Consider the following 15,127-nt stretch of genomic DNA (forward strand, 5'->3'; position numbering starts at 1 on the left):
AAGAAACTTTTGTTAAAAGCGGAAAGCTTTTAATGAAAACTCGACTATGGTTTAAATTTAAAAATAATCATAGCGATGACACTTAACTTACAGAAGAACTTACAAAAAAACGAAAAAACTCATCAAAGGCTATACCCCAAGATAAGTACGCCGTAATGCAACAAAGCAAGGAAGAATTGTTGAATGCGAATATTTCAGATAAGGCTATAAAGGCAGATGATATTCTCCCAGACTTTCAACTGCCAGATGAGCATGGAAATCCAGTTTCACTAAATGAAATACTTCAAAATGAGTATCTGATCATATCTTTTTATCGCGGAGGTTGGTGCCCTTATTGTAATTTGGAGCTTGGCGCTTTACAACAACATTTGGAAGAATTTAAACAACTTGGAGCTGACTTGGTGGCCATTTCACCAGAAACTCCAGATAATTCATTAACTACTTCTGAAAAAAATGAGTTGCAATTTAAAATACTCAGCGACATTAATAATACGTATGCAAAAAAGTTAAACCTAGTCTTTCAAATGCCAGAAAATCTAAGGGATGTTTATGATTCTTTTGGACTTCATGTAGATAAGCATAATGGTAACACAGATTATGAACTTCCCATACCAGCCACCTACGGTCATCTGTAGGAACAAAACCGTTGTTCACCATTTCGTCTCCGAAGATTACACGTTAAGACTAGACCCCAAAAGTATTTTGGATTTTTTGAAGAACAAATAATGAAAAGGAAATTAAATACCGTCTAGAACTTCTAGGCGGTATTTTTAAATATATTCGTTGAGGATACCTATTAATGTATTGGCATCTTGTTCCCCACTTTGTCTCCAAACCATTTCACCTTTTTTGTAAATCATCAAAGTAGGCAATCCTTTTATACGCAAGGCCTGTGAAAGTTCTTTGTTTTTGTCAACGTCGATTTTAATCACTTTTCCTTTATCGCCAAGTGCAGCTGCTACATCTCGCAGTACGGGGTGCATGGAGGTAGATTGATCATTCCATTCTGCATAAAAGTCCAGCAATACTGGTACTTTTAAATCTATAAGTTCACCAAATTTAGACATATTGAGTTCTTCGGTTTACCAATCAAAAGTAAGAAAATTTGTTAAAATTTAGCTTTGTGTACGATTCTACGAAGAAGGATTAGGCGTTAAATTCACGTTAAACCTTTCTTTTTAAGGGTAATCACAGAAATCTCGGGCCAAATACCAACACGACCTGGATAACCAAGAAAACCAAAACCACGGTTAACATTGATAAACTGTCCAAGTTCCTCATAAATTCCAGCCCAATATTTGTAACGCCATTTTACAGGACTCCATTTTATCCAACCTGGAATCTCCACACCAAATTGCATTCCGTGTGTGTGTCCACTTAAAGTTAAGTGATAATGGTAGTCGTCATTGATGACAACATCCTCCCAATGTGAAGGATCATGGCTCATTAAAATTTTAAAATCATCTTTGGAAATTCCCTTTTTGGCTTTTTCCAGGTCCCCTGCTTTTTTAAATCCGCCCCGGCCCCAATTTTCAACACCGAGCAGCGCAATCCTTTCTCCATCTTTTTCCAAATATCTGTGCGAATCCAACAATAGATCAAAACCCATTTCTTTTTGAAGATTTTTTAAATCTTCTAGGTTCTTCGCTTTTTCTGCTTCAGAATCCCAAGCGACGTAATCACCATAATCATGGTTCCCTAAAACGGAGTAAACCCCATCTTTAGCATGCAGCGTAGAAAACAAATCTGCCCATGGCAGCATCTCTTCGGTTTTATTGTTTACCATATCTCCGGTGAACAGAATGACATCGCTTTGTTGCTTATTGATCAAATCAACTCCGTAAGTAACCATTTTTCGATTGTCAAAACTACCACTGTGCACATCTGAAATTTGGGTGATTTGATACCCATCAAAAGCAGCAGGGAGATCATCAAACTCAAGTTGATATTTTAGCACTTTATAATTGTACTTGCCCTTATACATTCCCATGAGCAAAGCACCAAACGGCAAAGCGGCAACGCCAAGGGCGATCAAACTTAAAAATCTTCTTCTGGATGGTATGCTAAACTCTTTTTGAGTACTGAACACTTTTTGATAAATACCTAAAAGAAGCCTGAAAATATCTTCACTGAATAAAAATATGATCGTAATAATCTGAAAAGAAAGCATAGCCAATAGAAAACCAAAAGCATAACTTTTTGGTCTACTTAAGACCCGACCACCATCGGTGCCCATAAATTGATACAGAAAATTAGCAATGACCAATATATATAATGTTATAAATAGATAATGTACCCATGGATATCGAGAAGCAGTTTTAACAGCTTGAAAAGAGTAAAAGCCAAGAACCAAGTAGATACTTATAAAAATGACCCAACGAAGCATAGTAGTTTTTTTACGAATTTATTTGTTTCAACTAAGAAACCGGTCATTTCTAGCCATTAAGAATTTGTTTTTTTAGTGTAAATACGGAGATTTCGGGCCAAATGCCTACTCTACCGGGAAATCCTGTATATCCAAACCCTCTGTTCACATTCAAGTATTGGTCTTTTTCTTTGTACAGACCTGCCCAGTATTTGAATCCATGTCTTATTGGCGTCCACTGGAATTCGCCTGGAACTTCTAGACCAAACTGCGTACCATGTGTATGGCCACAGAGTGTAAGCGGCACACTTTCTTCATGATCAAGAACTCTATATTGCCAATGTGTAGGGTCATGCGTCATCAATATCTTAAAACTATTCTCTTTTATATTTGAAAAAGCTTTGTCCAAATCACCATTTCTCTTAAGACTGTTATAACCCCAATACTCAACGCCTACAAAAGAAAGGCTTTTACCATTTCTTGTTAGTGACCTGTTTTCATTACAAAGCAAATCAAAACCCATTTCTTTTTGATGTTGTTTTAATAGTTCAAAATCTGCTTCTTTCTCCTTTTGAGAAGGCCAATGAACATAATCCCCATAATCATGGTTGCCAAGAATAGAGTATTTACCGTCTTTTGCTGTTAAAGAAGAAAACAATGTCTTCCATTCGTCTATTTCGTTCGCACGTCTATCTACAAAATCCCCTGTAAACAAGATAACATCCGCTTGCTGTTGATTTATAAGTTTAACGGCATCGCTAACCTCATCGTAGTTATCCAATCCGCCACAATGAAAATCAGATATATGGACAATTTTATAACTGTCAAAGGCTTCCGGCAAATCTTGAAAATCAAGAACATAATCAAATACCCTAAAATTATATCTTCCTTTGTAAATGCTATAAATCAAAGTTGCAAACGGAATAGCGCCAATACCAAGTGCCAATTTTGAAATAAAGCCCCGTCTGGATGGCATCTTTGAAGAATCTTTTTTCTTCCTGTTGAAAACATAGCTTCCAAAGCGAAAGACATCCTCAAAGAACAGTAAACCGCTGGCGAGCATTAGAAAAAGATAAAAAGCAAAAAAGAGCGCAAATCCTACTAATTTTTCAGGAACTACAAACACATTGGAAATGTCCAGGGCTATTTCAAAAATAAAATAAAGTGCAGTAGCACCGATGAGTACCCAATACACAATTCGTATTATTCCATTCTTGCTCAACTTCTTAAAAGCCTGAAAAGCATAGAATGCGAAAAACAAGAACGTAGTCAGAACAAAAAGACGCGTCATCTTTTTTTGCAAAGATATCTCATAAGTTTTTTAGGTTAAGGATTTAAGACCTTATTAACGGAATGCATAATTTCATGTTTGAATTAAAGCTTTCAAAACAAACTTTGTACTTTTAAAACTTTCAACTTAAAATTAGCAAATCAATAATATGCCAGACCAAAAACGTCTTTTTCTACTAGATGCCTACGCTTTGATTTTTCGCGGATACTACGCACTCATCAAAAATCCAAGAATCAATTCCAAAGGCATGGATACTTCAGCGATCATGGGATTCATGAATTCACTTTTTGATGTCATCAAACGGGAAAAACCTGACCATTTAGCAGTTTGTTTTGATAAAGGTGGAAGTGTGGAACGCACAGAGATGTACGAAGCCTACAAAGCCAATCGTGATGAGACGCCAGATGCCATACGGATTGCTATTCCTTACATTCAAAATATTTTGAATGCCATGCAAATTCCAGTAGTGGAATTGGAAGGTTTTGAAGCAGACGATATTATTGGAACATTGGCAAAACAAGCGGAAAAAGAGGATTACAAAGTATTCATGGTAACTCCAGACAAGGACTTTGGACAGTTGGTTTCCGAAAATATCTTTATGTACCGTCCAGCACGGATGGGCAATGGTATCGAAATTTGGGGTATTCCAGAAGTACAGAAACGTTTTGGCGTGCAAAGGCCCGAGCAAGTAATCGATTATTTGGGGATGATGGGAGATGCTAGTGATAATATCCCTGGTCTTCCCGGTGTTGGTGATAAGACTGCCAAAAAGTTCATTGCCGATTTTGATTCTATGGAAGGGCTTCTGGCCAATACCGATAAGTTGAAGGGTAAAATGAAGGAGAAGGTAGAACAAAATGCCGAATTGGGCAGATTATCCCGTAAACTAGCTGAAATCAATATTAATTGTGAGGTAACCTTCGATGCCAAAGATTATGAAATGTCCGAGCCAAACAGTCCAAAAGTGCAGGAGATTTTTGAGGAATTGGAATTTCGTCGCCTAAAGGACCAATTTATAAAGATTTTCTCAGGAGAAGTGGAACAAACCACACAAGTGTCCAGCACGGAAACCGCCAAAAAAGAAGCAAAGGTAGCAGGTAGCGGACAGTTCACATTATTTGGGGGAAGTCCCACAGATGCACCCGCCACCATCAAAGATGAGAACAGTAGAAATACCGTAACTACTGTTCCCCATTTTTACCAGAGTATTGAACCTGGTTTAGGAATGCAGCTCTTTATGAAAAAAATGATGAAGCAAAGTTCGGTCTGTTTTGATACGGAAACAACCTCATTAAATGCACTTGAAGCCGAATTAGTGGGCATTGCCTTTAGCTGGGAAGCAAAAAAAGGATTTTACATCCCTATCCCCGAAAATAAAGACACCGCATTAGAAATTTTAGAACAACTTCGACCTTTCTTTGAATCTGAAACCATAGAAAAAATTGGACAAAACCTGAAATACGATATCAAAGTGATGAAAAATTACGGTATCGAAGTAAAGGGAAAATTGTTCGACACCATGTTGGCACATTATCTCATCAATCCAGATATGCGACACAATATGGATGTATTGGCCGAGACGTACCTCAACTATACACCAGTTTCCATTACTGAACTCATTGGCAAAAAAGGAAAGAACCAGTTGAGTATGCGGCAAGTTGCTTTGGACAAACAAACCGAATACGCATCCGAAGATGCTGATATCACGTTTCAATTGGCACAACATTTTAGACCAGAACTTTCAGAAGCAAAGACCGAAGAACTCTTTGAAAGCATTGAAATTCCCTTGCTTAGGGTTTTGGCAGATATGGAGACCGAAGGAATCAATCTTAACGAGGATTTTCTTAATGAGCTTTCAACCGTTCTTGATGTAGATATCAAAAATCTAGAACAAAAAATCTATGAAGCTGCCGGAGAGGAATTTAATATCGCATCGCCAAAACAATTGGGTGAAATCCTGTTCAATAAGCTAAAGTTGGTAGACAAACCTAAAAAGACAAAGACAGGGCAGTATTCCACTGCGGAAGACGTACTTTCCTATTTGGCCAAAGACCATGAAATCATTCGGAATGTATTGGACTACAGGGGTCTTGCCAAGTTAAAAAGCACTTATGTGGATGCACTCCCTAACGAGGTACAGCAACATAGCGGTCGGGTGCATACCGATTACATGCAAACCGTTGCCGCTACTGGACGACTCAGCAGCAATAATCCAAATCTACAGAATATCCCCATTAGAACGGAACGTGGCCGACAGGTTCGAAAAGCTTTTATACCAAGGGATGAAAACTACACCTTGCTAGCGGCTGATTATTCCCAAATAGAGTTACGGATCATTGCAGCTTTGAGCGAAGAAGATACTATGATTGAAGCTTTTAAAAATGGTGAGGATATTCATGCCTCTACAGCTTCAAGGGTATTCAACGTTCCCATTGAAGAAGTCACACGCGAGCAACGAAGCAACGCCAAAACGGTGAATTTTGGAATCATTTATGGTGTTTCGGCGTTTGGGCTGAGCAACCAAACAGATTTGACACGTGCCGAATCCAAGGAACTGATAGAAACCTATTACAAGACGTATCCCAAGCTTAGAAATTATATGGGCGAACAGGTAGATTTTGCCCGGGACAATGGCTATGTACAGACTGTCCTGGGAAGGCGTAGGTATTTAAAGGACATCAATGGCAGCAATGCTGTAGTACGAGGTGCAGCAGAACGAAATGCGGTAAACGCGCCCATTCAAGGAAGCGCAGCGGATATCATTAAAATCGCCATGATCAACATCCACAAAAAGCTTTCTGAAGGAGACTACAAAACAAAAATGTTGTTACAGGTACATGATGAATTGGTTTTTGATGCCTACAAACCGGAATTGGAAGAAGTAAAAACCATGATAAAAACCGAAATGGAAAATGCTTACACGCTTGCTGTTCCTTTAGATGTGGAAGTGGGCATCGGAGATAATTGGCTGGAAGCGCATTAGAACACTGCCCGAGAAGAAAATTGGTCCATAAGCTAGGCCTACCAACCAAACTAGGTATCTAATGCGTATTCTGAACGTTCTTACTATTATTATCCTTATCGCATTGCTTATTAGTTCTGTGTTCTTTATAACACTAGACTCGTTAGTAGCATTAGTTGGTATTGCCACTGGCATTCTTTTCGTTTATTACCTTTTACTTTTTATCATCTTAAAAGTAATATCCGCTAAAAAGCTTCGTCCTAAAAATGCACAAATACTTTTGTGGGTATTTTTCTTGATTCCCATAATTTGGGCCTTAATAAATCCAGAAGGTTTATTTGAACTTTTAATGTCAAATGTTTGACTCGACATGAGATAACTAATTTAACATTAACTTGATTTTAGAGCTATTTGGATGGTAATAGCTTGAAAGTGCAACGACTAATCCTATAATTTTCATTAAATTATATCAATCAATAAGAATTTTGTTCTAATTTTACATAGATGTCGAACAATAAAGAACAAATAGATAAAAGGAACATTTCCTTTTGGAACACAGACTCCCCTTTGACCAGCAGGAGGGTAAGCATCATTTTGAACAGTCCCAAGGATTCCAAGAAATTAGCGGACGCTGTCAGGGCACTTCGTCATAATGAACATTCCACCATAAAATTATCCAAGGAAACAAAAGATAGGATACATGCAGAGGCCGAAAAGCTGAAAAGTGCTTAATGAGTATTGCCCTATCTACGCTAGTCCTGTTTTTCTTACTTATTCCCGGAATCTTATTTAGAAGGTTTTACTATACCGAGGAATTTTCACGAGAATACTTTAAGGAAACTTTCTTTGCGATATTCATAGCAACCATTCTGCCAAGCCTGTTCTTTCAATTTCTCTGGTATTTTTCCGCAAAATTTATTGGCTTCCATGTTGACCTTTATACATTGGGCGACATCGTATCTTCCAACCCTTCTGAAGGATCTTTTCAAAATTTGGAGAACAGCGCCGTAGGAGTTTTGGTGTACAATCTATCCATGTTCCTAGTCGCAAGTTTTTCCGGCTACCTTATAAAACGATTGGTACGAAGTAGAAGGTGGGATAGAAAATTTAAGTTCTTTCGGTTCCAAAACTCGTGGCACTATATTTTAAAAGGGGAATTTTTTGACTTTCCCAGAACAGAAATCATCTTGGAAGAAGACCACGTTGAGGATATTGAGTTTGTTTTTATCGACGCTGTTCTGGAGCTAAATGGAAATGCCTATCTATACGATGGTATTTTGGTCGATTATGAGCTAAGCAGTGATGGTGGGCTCGAAACCATAAGCATAACCAACGCACAGCGAAGAAATCTGTTCGATGACAGCGAAATTTCGAAAAATGGCAAGAAGAAAGATAATAGCTCAAAATATTATCCGATTACAGGACATATTCTAGTACTCAAATATGCAGAATTAAAAAATCTGAACTTTACCTACTACACCTTGGACTTTGATAAAAATGAAGAGCTGATTCCTCGATTGGTAAAGTAACTTACTCCTCATAGTTCTCCCCTATCCTATCCAAGACTTTTAAAAAAGTGTCAAATTCAAAAGTGTCCAACCCTTCAATAGCCTTTTTACGGAGTATATCGGCGTGAGGTTCAATCTGAAGGATAATAGCACGTCCTTCTGCAGTCAACTCCAACTTAAAACGTTTTAAATCCCCATCAAACCGAGTCTTGGTTATCCAACCCTTACGCTCTAAACCACCTATAACTCTTGAAGTGGTGGCACGATTACGAAAATTTGATTTTACAATATCGGACTGTGAAACATCTTCGCCTAATTGGTAAATACGATATAAAATCACCCATTGCTCAATGGTAAGTTCAATATCCAATTCCTTGAACTTTCTTAAATAGGCATCCTGAACTTTACGAAGCACCATGTCCAAATGCAATCCTATTCCCGATATTTCATCTATTTGATTGAGCATACTTGTCGTTCCCGTGCAGGCGAGAATCTATTTATTCATGAAATTAGGTGTCAAATACGAAACGACCACTAATTTTTACCTAAAATTTTCTTGTCAAAGTGATTTCGTATGTCAAAATTACTATTTTTGTTGCATAAGCAACAATATTTTTGAATCACTCTTAAATTAAATCTACAATGTCAACTTCTACGTTACCAAAAATACACGATACCGCCAAAGATTTTATGCCCATCAATGGTACTGACTATTTGGAGCTCTATGTTAGCAATTCCAAACAAGCTGCACATTTTTACAAGACTGCTTTTGGTTTTCAATCTTTGGCCTACGCAGGATTGGAAACAGGATTAAAAGACAGGGAGAGTTATGTGGTGATACAGGATAAAATTCGCCTAGTACTGACTTCACCTTTAAAAAGCGGTACTGATATTGGAAGACATATTGACCAACATGGTGATGGCGTTAAAGTTGTTGCCTTATGGGTAGATGATGCTACTTATGCATACAATACAGCGATAGAACGTGGTGCTAAATCGTATATGGAGCCAAAAACTGAAGAGGACAGCACCGGAAAAATTGTTCGTTCTGGAATTTATACTTATGGTGAGACCGTGCACATCTTTGTGGAACGAAAAGATTATAACGGTACGTTTATGCCTGGTTTTAAAAAATGGGAAACACCAGACTATAATCCAGTGCCAACAGGTTTAAAATATGTGGATCACATGGTTGGAAACGTAGGTTGGAACCGAATGAACGAATGGGTGAATTTCTATGAAAACGTAATGGGCTTTACCCAAATCCTTTCTTTTGATGATAAAGATATCTCTACCGATTACACCGCATTAATGAGCAAGGTGATGAGCAACGGAAACGGCCGAATCAAATTTCCGATAAACGAACCTGCGGAAGGAAAGAAAAAGTCACAAGTTGAAGAATATTTGGATTTTTATGAAGGTGAAGGCGTGCAACATATTGCCGTAGCTACGGATAACATTATCCAAACCGTTAGAGATTTAAAAAGTCGTGGTGTGGAATTCCTGAAAGTGCCCGAAACCTATTATGATGTAGTACTCGACCGTGTGGGAGAAATCGATGAGGATATAGCACCATTGAAAGAATTGGGGATTTTAGTAGATCGTGATGACGAAGGGTATCTATTGCAGATTTTTACACGACCTGTAGAACCAAGGCCCACTATGTTTTTTGAAATCATTCAGAGAAAAGGTGCACAATCATTTGGAAAAGGTAACTTTAAAGCATTGTTCGAAGCCATAGAGCGTGAGCAAGAGCTTAGAGGAACATTACATTAAAATACAAGTTCAAAGTTTCAAGTTCAAAGTTCGCAGTTTTGAACTTGATTCTTGAATTTGAACTTTAAAACAGTATTTATGCCTGTATACCATAAATTAGGGAAATATCCACAAAAGCGACATACGCAGTTCGAAAAACCAGATGGCAGCCTGTATTACGAACAATTGTTCGGCACCATTGGTTTTGACGGAATGTCATCCTTGCTGTACCATGTGCATAGACCCACCCAAATAAAGGAAATCAAAGAGTCCATTGATCTTAGCCCTAAAATAGCGGAGGCCAAGCATATTAAATCACGAAAGCTCATTGGTTTTAATGTTGCCCCCAAGGACGATTTTCTTGAAGCACGCGAACCCATGCTGGTCAACAACGATGTCCATATTGGTTTGGCAGCACCTAAAAAATCGCTAACGGAGTATTTTTATAAAAATTCTGATGCCGATGAAATGCTTTTTATTCACAGGGGAACGGGAACGTTGAAAACGTTTTTAGGGAATATTCCTTTTGAATATGGAGATTATCTTATCATTCCAAGAGGGATGATTTATCAGATTGAATTTGATACGCAAGACAATCGCATTTTATATGCCGAGTCGTTTCATCCTATCTATACCCCTAAACGTTATCGTAACTGGTTTGGCCAACTATTGGAACACTCTCCTTTCTGCGAGCGCGATTACAAACTACCACAGGATTTGCAGACATACGACGAAAAAGGGGAGTTTATCATGAAAGTAAAAAAACAGGGCATGCTGCACCATCTTGTTTATGCAACACATCCTTTTGATGTTGTGGGATGGGATGGCTATAATTTTCCCTACGGATTCTCAATCCATAATTTTGAACCGATTACAGGTAGGGTACACCAACCGCCACCAGTGCATCAAACTTTTGAAACGGGGGCATTTGTTATCTGTTCGTTCTGCCCAAGATTGTACGACTATCATCCCAAATCCATTCCGGCACCATATAACCATTCCAATATCGATTCCGATGAGGTTCTGTATTACGTGGATGGTGATTTTATGAGCAGAACGGGAATAGGGCCAGGTTATATTTCCCTACATCCTGCGGGCATTCCGCATGGGCCGCACCCCGGAACCTACGAGGCAAGTATTGGCAAGACCAAGACCGAAGAATTGGCCGTGATGATAGATACCTTCAAACCTTTGCAGGTCACGGAAAATGCCTTAAAAATCGACGACGGAAAGTATTATAAATCTTGGTTAGAGTAAAAAACTAGAATTTAGACATTAGATTTTAGAAGTGAGATTAGTTATAATGTTTAATTTATCTCAAATCTATTTTCTCAAATCTCATAGCTATTTAAATAATGATTATAAACATACCTGAAAATTCAGATTTTTCAATTCACAATATCCCTTTTGGAATTTTTTCGACCGCAGACAGAAGCCCTCGTGCAGGGGTTGCCATAGGTGACCATATTCTGGACTTGGCAGCCGTAGCCGAACTGGATGTATTTGATTTTAATACAGCAGTACTGGAAAAAGATACCCTTAACGATTTTATATCATTGGGAAAAGCCATTACCAAAAAGGTACGGGTTGATATTCAACACTGGTTGAAAGACGAAGCTTCCATTCTGGCAGGTAAGCCAGAGCTTTTTGTACTGCAGTCTGAAGCCAATATGCATATGCCGGTCGCGATAGGGGATTATACCGACTTTTATTCTAGTATTGAGCATGCCACTAATGTTGGGAAAATGTTCCGTGATCCCGAAAATGCGTTGTTACCCAACTGGAAGCACATTCCGGTAGGCTATCATGGAAGGGCAAGTTCGATCATAGTGAGTGGCGAACCTATTCACAGACCAAAAGGACAAGTTTTGCCAAGAGATGCTTCAACTCCGGTTTTTCAAGCATCGGCACGATTGGATTTTGAACTGGAAATGGGCTTTATTACAGGAAGGAACACCGCAATTGGAGAATCCATAGCAACAAAGGATGCTGAGGATTATATTTTTGGCATGGTATTGTTGAACGATTGGTCGGCACGCGACATTCAAAAATGGGAGTATGTTCCATTGGGACCTTTTTTAGCAAAAAACTTTGCATCACATATTTCTCCTTGGATAGTTACATTGGAAGCTTTTGAACCTTTTAGGGTATCAGGACCTCAACAAGAACCCAAAGTACTGCCTTATTTGGAATACGAAGGAAATAAAAACTATGACATCCAACTCGAAGTTGATATAACTCCAGAAGGCAGTGAGGAAAAAACGGTTTGCCGTTCCAATTTTAAATATATGTATTGGAATATGGTACAGCAATTGGCACATCATTCAGTAAATGGCTGTAATATCAATGTTGGGGATCTTTATGGTTCCGGGACGATTTCGGGCAAAGATGAAAACTCATACGGTTCTATGTTGGAACTTGCTTGGATGGGTACAAAACCCATCAAAATGAAAGATGGAACGGAACGTAAATTTATCAATGACGGAGATACTGTAACGATGAGGGGGTATTCAGAAAAAGATGGTATTCGCATAGGGTTTGGAGAAGTTTCAGCTAAAATTCTTCCAGCGAAATAGATGTTTATCTTCGCATAAACTAAAGCCAAAACAATGTCCATTGTAAAAACCATTGACCCCAGTACAATATCGCAACCAGAACTACATTCCTATTTGCTTAATGCAGTGGCCCCAAGGCCTATTTGTTTTGCCAGCACCATTGATTTAGGAGGAAATGTCAACTTGAGTCCCTTCAGTTTTTTTAATGTGTTCAGTTCCAATCCTCCGGTAATGATTTTCTCTCCGGCACGGAGCGGTCGGGACAATTCATTAAAGCACTCGCATCAAAATATAAAAGAAGTACCGGAAGTAGTTATTAATATTGTGGACTTCCCAATTGTTGAACAAATGTCTTTGTCCAGCACTGCCTATAAAAAAGGTGTGAACGAATTTATAAAATCCGGGTTAACAGAAATTCCAAGTGAGAAGGTAAAACCTCCTCGCGTTGCGGAAGCTCCGGTTTCTTTTGAGTGTACTGTTAGTCAAGTTATAGAATTGGCCGACACCCCAGGTGCCGGAAATCTCATCTTGGCAAAAGTAGAGCTCATTCACATCAATGAAAAGCATTTAGACGAATTAGGAAAGTTAGACCCTCTCAAATTGGATTTAGTGGGACGAATGGGGGGAAGTTGGTATACAAGAGCCAGCGGGAGTTCCCTTTTTGAGATTCCAAAACCGATTCGAAATAAAGGCATAGGTGTTGACCAACTCCCGGAAAGCATTCGAAATAGCACAATTCTCACAGGGAACAATCTAGGTAGACTGGGGAATTTGGAAAAACTTCCTTCCTTAGAAGAAGTAGAACAAATTGGCAATGACGATGAAATACGAATGCTCGAGAAAAAACTGAATGGAAAACCAGAAAAACTAAAGAAGGAGCTCCACTGGATGTCAAAACAAATGCTGGAAAGCAACGAAACAAAAAAAGCACTAGCAACATTGATGTATGCTGAAAAAGTAGGATAATGAACAAAGGAATAGAGTCCATTTTCAAGCCGTACCTTGAGCCAAAGGAAGTATACAAAGGCGGAAAGAACATACCGGTTTCCAATAAAAAAATCTATAAACTTTCCTCAAACGAAAACCCTTTGGGTGCTTCTCCAAAGGCAGTTACAGCGCTACAAAAGGCTGCAGAAATTGTGGATGTTTATCCCGATCAAACAGATATTCGGTTACGGGAAGCTTTGGTGAATGATTTTGATGGGCAACTGGCAGTAGACCAATTTATTTGCGGGAACAGTGGTTCCGAAATTATAGATATGTTGTTGAGAGCATTTATCAATGAGGAGGATGAGGTAATTTATTCCAATCCTTGTTTTCTTCCTTACGCGGTGTTTTCTAGATGGTACGGGGCAAAACAAGTAGATGTTCCTCTTTTGGCACCGAATTATGATTTGGACGTAGAAGGCATGCTATCTTCCATTACCGATAAAACCAAGGTCATTTTCTTGACCAGTCCAAACAATCCAACGGGCACCTATATCCCAAAGCCAGTTCTTGAGGATTTTTTACACCGTATCCCAAAAAATATTATCGTAGTTTTTGATGAAGTCTATCGCCATTTTGCCGATGCAGAAGATTATGTGACAGCTTTACCTTATGTTAGAGAAGGACACAATGTGGTCGCCATCAATAGTTTTTCAAAAACATACGGATTGGCAGGTCAACGTATAGGATATTGCTATACGACCGCCACTATTGCAAATTACATGCGGCAGATTCACAAGCCTTTTTTGCTCCCCATCACATCCATAGAAGCGGCAATAGGTGCATTGAACGATTCTCTGTTCATTGAAAAAACAGTAAAAACTGTTCAAGACGGCAGAAAATACCTCATCGAATCCTTCACGTCTCTAGGGATTAAGTACTGGCCCACACAAGGAAATTTCTTTATTATAGATCCGCCTATTCCCGAATTCGATTTTACAGATAAACTAATGCGACAAGGTGTTATGGTACGACCTGTTTCACAATTTGGTGCTCCAGGTCTTGTAAGAATAACTGTTGGAACCCAAGAAGCAAATGAAGCTTTGGTAACAGCCCTTAAAAAAATATAACTGGTTTAATTTTGGATATCATACAAACTTCGACAGACCCAGTTTGACTATGAAGGTTAATTTACTGTCTCGTGAAAACACCGTCAGCTCCGGTATAATTATCGGCATTAATGTCCTCACCAGCGATAATCAAAGTGTTTTCATCCTCCAAAACAACGGTAATAACCTCCTCTTCCATATTACTGTCCACAAAAGTCAATTGATCACCATCCAATGACCATGTCGTTGTTTCAGTCACACTTTCACTTGGACAATCAACAGATAAACCTCCAGCACCTACGTTTATATTTTCAGCTATAAAATTCACTTTGTTTTCTGATACTGCGGTACCATCACCTCTAAAAGTGAATATCACAATATCACAATCAGATGATTTGAAATTATCCAAAATCTGTTTCGCAAAATTAAGGTCATCATCGTTCGTGTTTTCATCAATACGCAGGTCGGTAAGCACCCATGTCCCAACTAAATCGACAGTGGCATCATTCATTGTCTCATCCTCTTTATTGTCTGTTGAACATGAAATAACTAGGGAAATTATCAAGAAAAAGAATACAATATTTTTTTTCATCATACTTGGTTTTGTGTTGTTTGGTTGAGCAAATAACGAAAAAAAACCTAAAATAGTACAGTA

14 protein-coding genes are annotated in these 15,127 nt (G+C 38.6%); 9 read left to right on the plus strand and 5 right to left on the minus strand.

Translation table 11 applies throughout. The annotated features are described in order from the left end of the window. The first annotated feature begins 155 nt into the window (after positions 1-155). Complete coding sequence (locus KIM67_RS00320; protein ID WP_250149107.1) at positions 156-635, plus strand: peroxiredoxin-like family protein; 480 nt, start codon at positions 156-158, stop codon at positions 633-635. 135 nt (positions 636-770) lie between these two features. On the opposite strand, the gene KIM67_RS00325 is transcribed toward KIM67_RS00320, so the two are convergent. The 3 genes from KIM67_RS00325 to KIM67_RS00335 all read right to left on the minus strand — a co-directional run bounded on the left by KIM67_RS00325 (position 771) and on the right by KIM67_RS00335 (position 3,656). Then, a complete protein-coding gene (locus tag KIM67_RS00325; RefSeq protein WP_097046517.1) occupies positions 771-1,067 on the minus strand; it encodes a co-chaperone YbbN in 297 nt (98 codons plus the stop codon). A 92-nt stretch (positions 1,068-1,159) separates the two neighbouring features. After that, complete coding sequence (locus KIM67_RS00330) at positions 1,160-2,386, minus strand: metallophosphoesterase (protein ID WP_213829389.1); 1,227 nt, start codon at positions 2,384-2,386, stop codon at positions 1,160-1,162. Positions 2,387-2,435: 49 nt separating this feature from the next. Further along, positions 2,436-3,656 carry a metallophosphoesterase gene (locus KIM67_RS00335; protein ID WP_213829390.1) on the minus strand — a complete coding sequence of 407 codons (1,221 nt, stop codon included), beginning with the start codon at positions 3,654-3,656 and terminating at the stop codon, positions 2,436-2,438. Between the two features lie 148 nt (positions 3,657-3,804). Here KIM67_RS00335 and polA point away from each other — a divergent pair, with 148 nt between their 5' ends. The 3 genes from polA to KIM67_RS00350 all read left to right on the plus strand — a co-directional run bounded on the left by polA (position 3,805) and on the right by KIM67_RS00350 (position 8,147). Further along, on the plus strand, positions 3,805-6,639 hold the full coding sequence (gene polA, locus KIM67_RS00340) for a DNA polymerase I (protein WP_213829391.1): 2,835 nt from the start codon (positions 3,805-3,807) through the stop codon (positions 6,637-6,639). Between the two features lie 483 nt (positions 6,640-7,122). After that, complete coding sequence (locus KIM67_RS00345) at positions 7,123-7,350, plus strand: hypothetical protein (RefSeq protein ID WP_213829392.1); 228 nt, start codon at positions 7,123-7,125, stop codon at positions 7,348-7,350. Further along, complete coding sequence (locus tag KIM67_RS00350; protein WP_213829393.1) at positions 7,350-8,147, plus strand: hypothetical protein; 798 nt, start codon at positions 7,350-7,352, stop codon at positions 8,145-8,147. Before KIM67_RS00345 ends, KIM67_RS00350 begins: the two co-directional genes overlap by 1 nt. Position 8,148: 1 nt before the next feature. Here KIM67_RS00350 and KIM67_RS00355 read toward each other — a convergent pair whose 3' ends face one another. Continuing rightward, on the minus strand, positions 8,149-8,592 hold the full coding sequence (locus KIM67_RS00355; RefSeq protein WP_213829394.1) for a MarR family winged helix-turn-helix transcriptional regulator: 444 nt from the start codon (positions 8,590-8,592) through the stop codon (positions 8,149-8,151). 176 nt (positions 8,593-8,768) lie between these two features. Here KIM67_RS00355 and hppD point away from each other — a divergent pair, with 176 nt between their 5' ends. The 5 genes from hppD (at position 8,769) to hisC (ending at position 14,493) form a co-directional block, all read left to right on the plus strand. After that, complete coding sequence (hppD, locus tag KIM67_RS00360; RefSeq protein ID WP_163416540.1) at positions 8,769-9,902, plus strand: 4-hydroxyphenylpyruvate dioxygenase; 1,134 nt, start codon at positions 8,769-8,771, stop codon at positions 9,900-9,902. Between the two features lie 78 nt (positions 9,903-9,980). Beyond that, positions 9,981-11,138 carry a homogentisate 1,2-dioxygenase gene (locus KIM67_RS00365; protein ID WP_213829395.1) on the plus strand — a complete coding sequence of 386 codons (1,158 nt, stop codon included), beginning with the start codon at positions 9,981-9,983 and terminating at the stop codon, positions 11,136-11,138. A gap of 98 nt (positions 11,139-11,236) precedes the next feature. Beyond that, positions 11,237-12,457, plus strand: a complete 1,221-nt coding sequence (fahA, locus tag KIM67_RS00370; protein ID WP_213829396.1) for a fumarylacetoacetase — start codon at positions 11,237-11,239, stop codon at positions 12,455-12,457. A 33-nt stretch (positions 12,458-12,490) separates the two neighbouring features. Then, the gene (locus tag KIM67_RS00375; protein ID WP_213829397.1) at positions 12,491-13,402 is read left to right on the plus strand and encodes a flavin reductase family protein; all 912 of its coding nucleotides are present in this window, start codon (positions 12,491-12,493) and stop codon (positions 13,400-13,402) included. After that, positions 13,402-14,493 carry a histidinol-phosphate transaminase gene (gene hisC / locus KIM67_RS00380; RefSeq protein ID WP_213829398.1) on the plus strand — a complete coding sequence of 364 codons (1,092 nt, stop codon included), beginning with the start codon at positions 13,402-13,404 and terminating at the stop codon, positions 14,491-14,493. The genes KIM67_RS00375 and hisC overlap by 1 nt, the downstream gene beginning before the upstream one ends. Before the next feature lie 61 nt (positions 14,494-14,554). Here the strand turns inward: hisC and KIM67_RS00385 are convergent, their stop codons facing one another. After that, the gene (locus KIM67_RS00385; RefSeq protein ID WP_213829399.1) at positions 14,555-15,067 is read right to left on the minus strand and encodes a lipocalin family protein; all 513 of its coding nucleotides are present in this window, start codon (positions 15,065-15,067) and stop codon (positions 14,555-14,557) included. Positions 15,068-15,127: the final 60 nt, after the last annotated feature.

Source organism: Flagellimonas sp. 389 (genome assembly GCF_018449435.1).
Lineage (GTDB): Bacteria > Bacteroidota > Bacteroidia > Flavobacteriales > Flavobacteriaceae > Flagellimonas.

Bases quoted from the DNA above. Each gene is read 5' to 3' on its own strand.
- KIM67_RS00320 (WP_250149107.1), top strand. From the start codon at position 156: ATGCAACAAAGCAAGGAAGAATTGTTGAATGCGAATATTTCAGATAAG.
- KIM67_RS00325 (WP_097046517.1), bottom strand. From the start codon at position 1,067: ATGTCTAAATTTGGTGAACTTATAGATTTAAAAGTACCAGTATTGCTG.
- KIM67_RS00330 (WP_213829389.1), bottom strand. From the start codon at position 2,386: ATGCTTCGTTGGGTCATTTTTATAAGTATCTACTTGGTTCTTGGCTTT.
- KIM67_RS00335 (WP_213829390.1), bottom strand. From the start codon at position 3,656: ATGACGCGTCTTTTTGTTCTGACTACGTTCTTGTTTTTCGCATTCTAT.
- polA (WP_213829391.1), top strand. From the start codon at position 3,805: ATGCCAGACCAAAAACGTCTTTTTCTACTAGATGCCTACGCTTTGATT.
- KIM67_RS00345 (WP_213829392.1), top strand. From the start codon at position 7,123: ATGTCGAACAATAAAGAACAAATAGATAAAAGGAACATTTCCTTTTGG.
- KIM67_RS00350 (WP_213829393.1), top strand. From the start codon at position 7,350: ATGAGTATTGCCCTATCTACGCTAGTCCTGTTTTTCTTACTTATTCCC.
- KIM67_RS00355 (WP_213829394.1), bottom strand. From the start codon at position 8,592: ATGCTCAATCAAATAGATGAAATATCGGGAATAGGATTGCATTTGGAC.
- hppD (WP_163416540.1), top strand. From the start codon at position 8,769: ATGTCAACTTCTACGTTACCAAAAATACACGATACCGCCAAAGATTTT.
- KIM67_RS00365 (WP_213829395.1), top strand. From the start codon at position 9,981: ATGCCTGTATACCATAAATTAGGGAAATATCCACAAAAGCGACATACG.
- fahA (WP_213829396.1), top strand. From the start codon at position 11,237: ATGATTATAAACATACCTGAAAATTCAGATTTTTCAATTCACAATATC.
- KIM67_RS00375 (WP_213829397.1), top strand. From the start codon at position 12,491: ATGTCCATTGTAAAAACCATTGACCCCAGTACAATATCGCAACCAGAA.
- hisC (WP_213829398.1), top strand. From the start codon at position 13,402: ATGAACAAAGGAATAGAGTCCATTTTCAAGCCGTACCTTGAGCCAAAG.
- KIM67_RS00385 (WP_213829399.1), bottom strand. From the start codon at position 15,067: ATGATGAAAAAAAATATTGTATTCTTTTTCTTGATAATTTCCCTAGTT.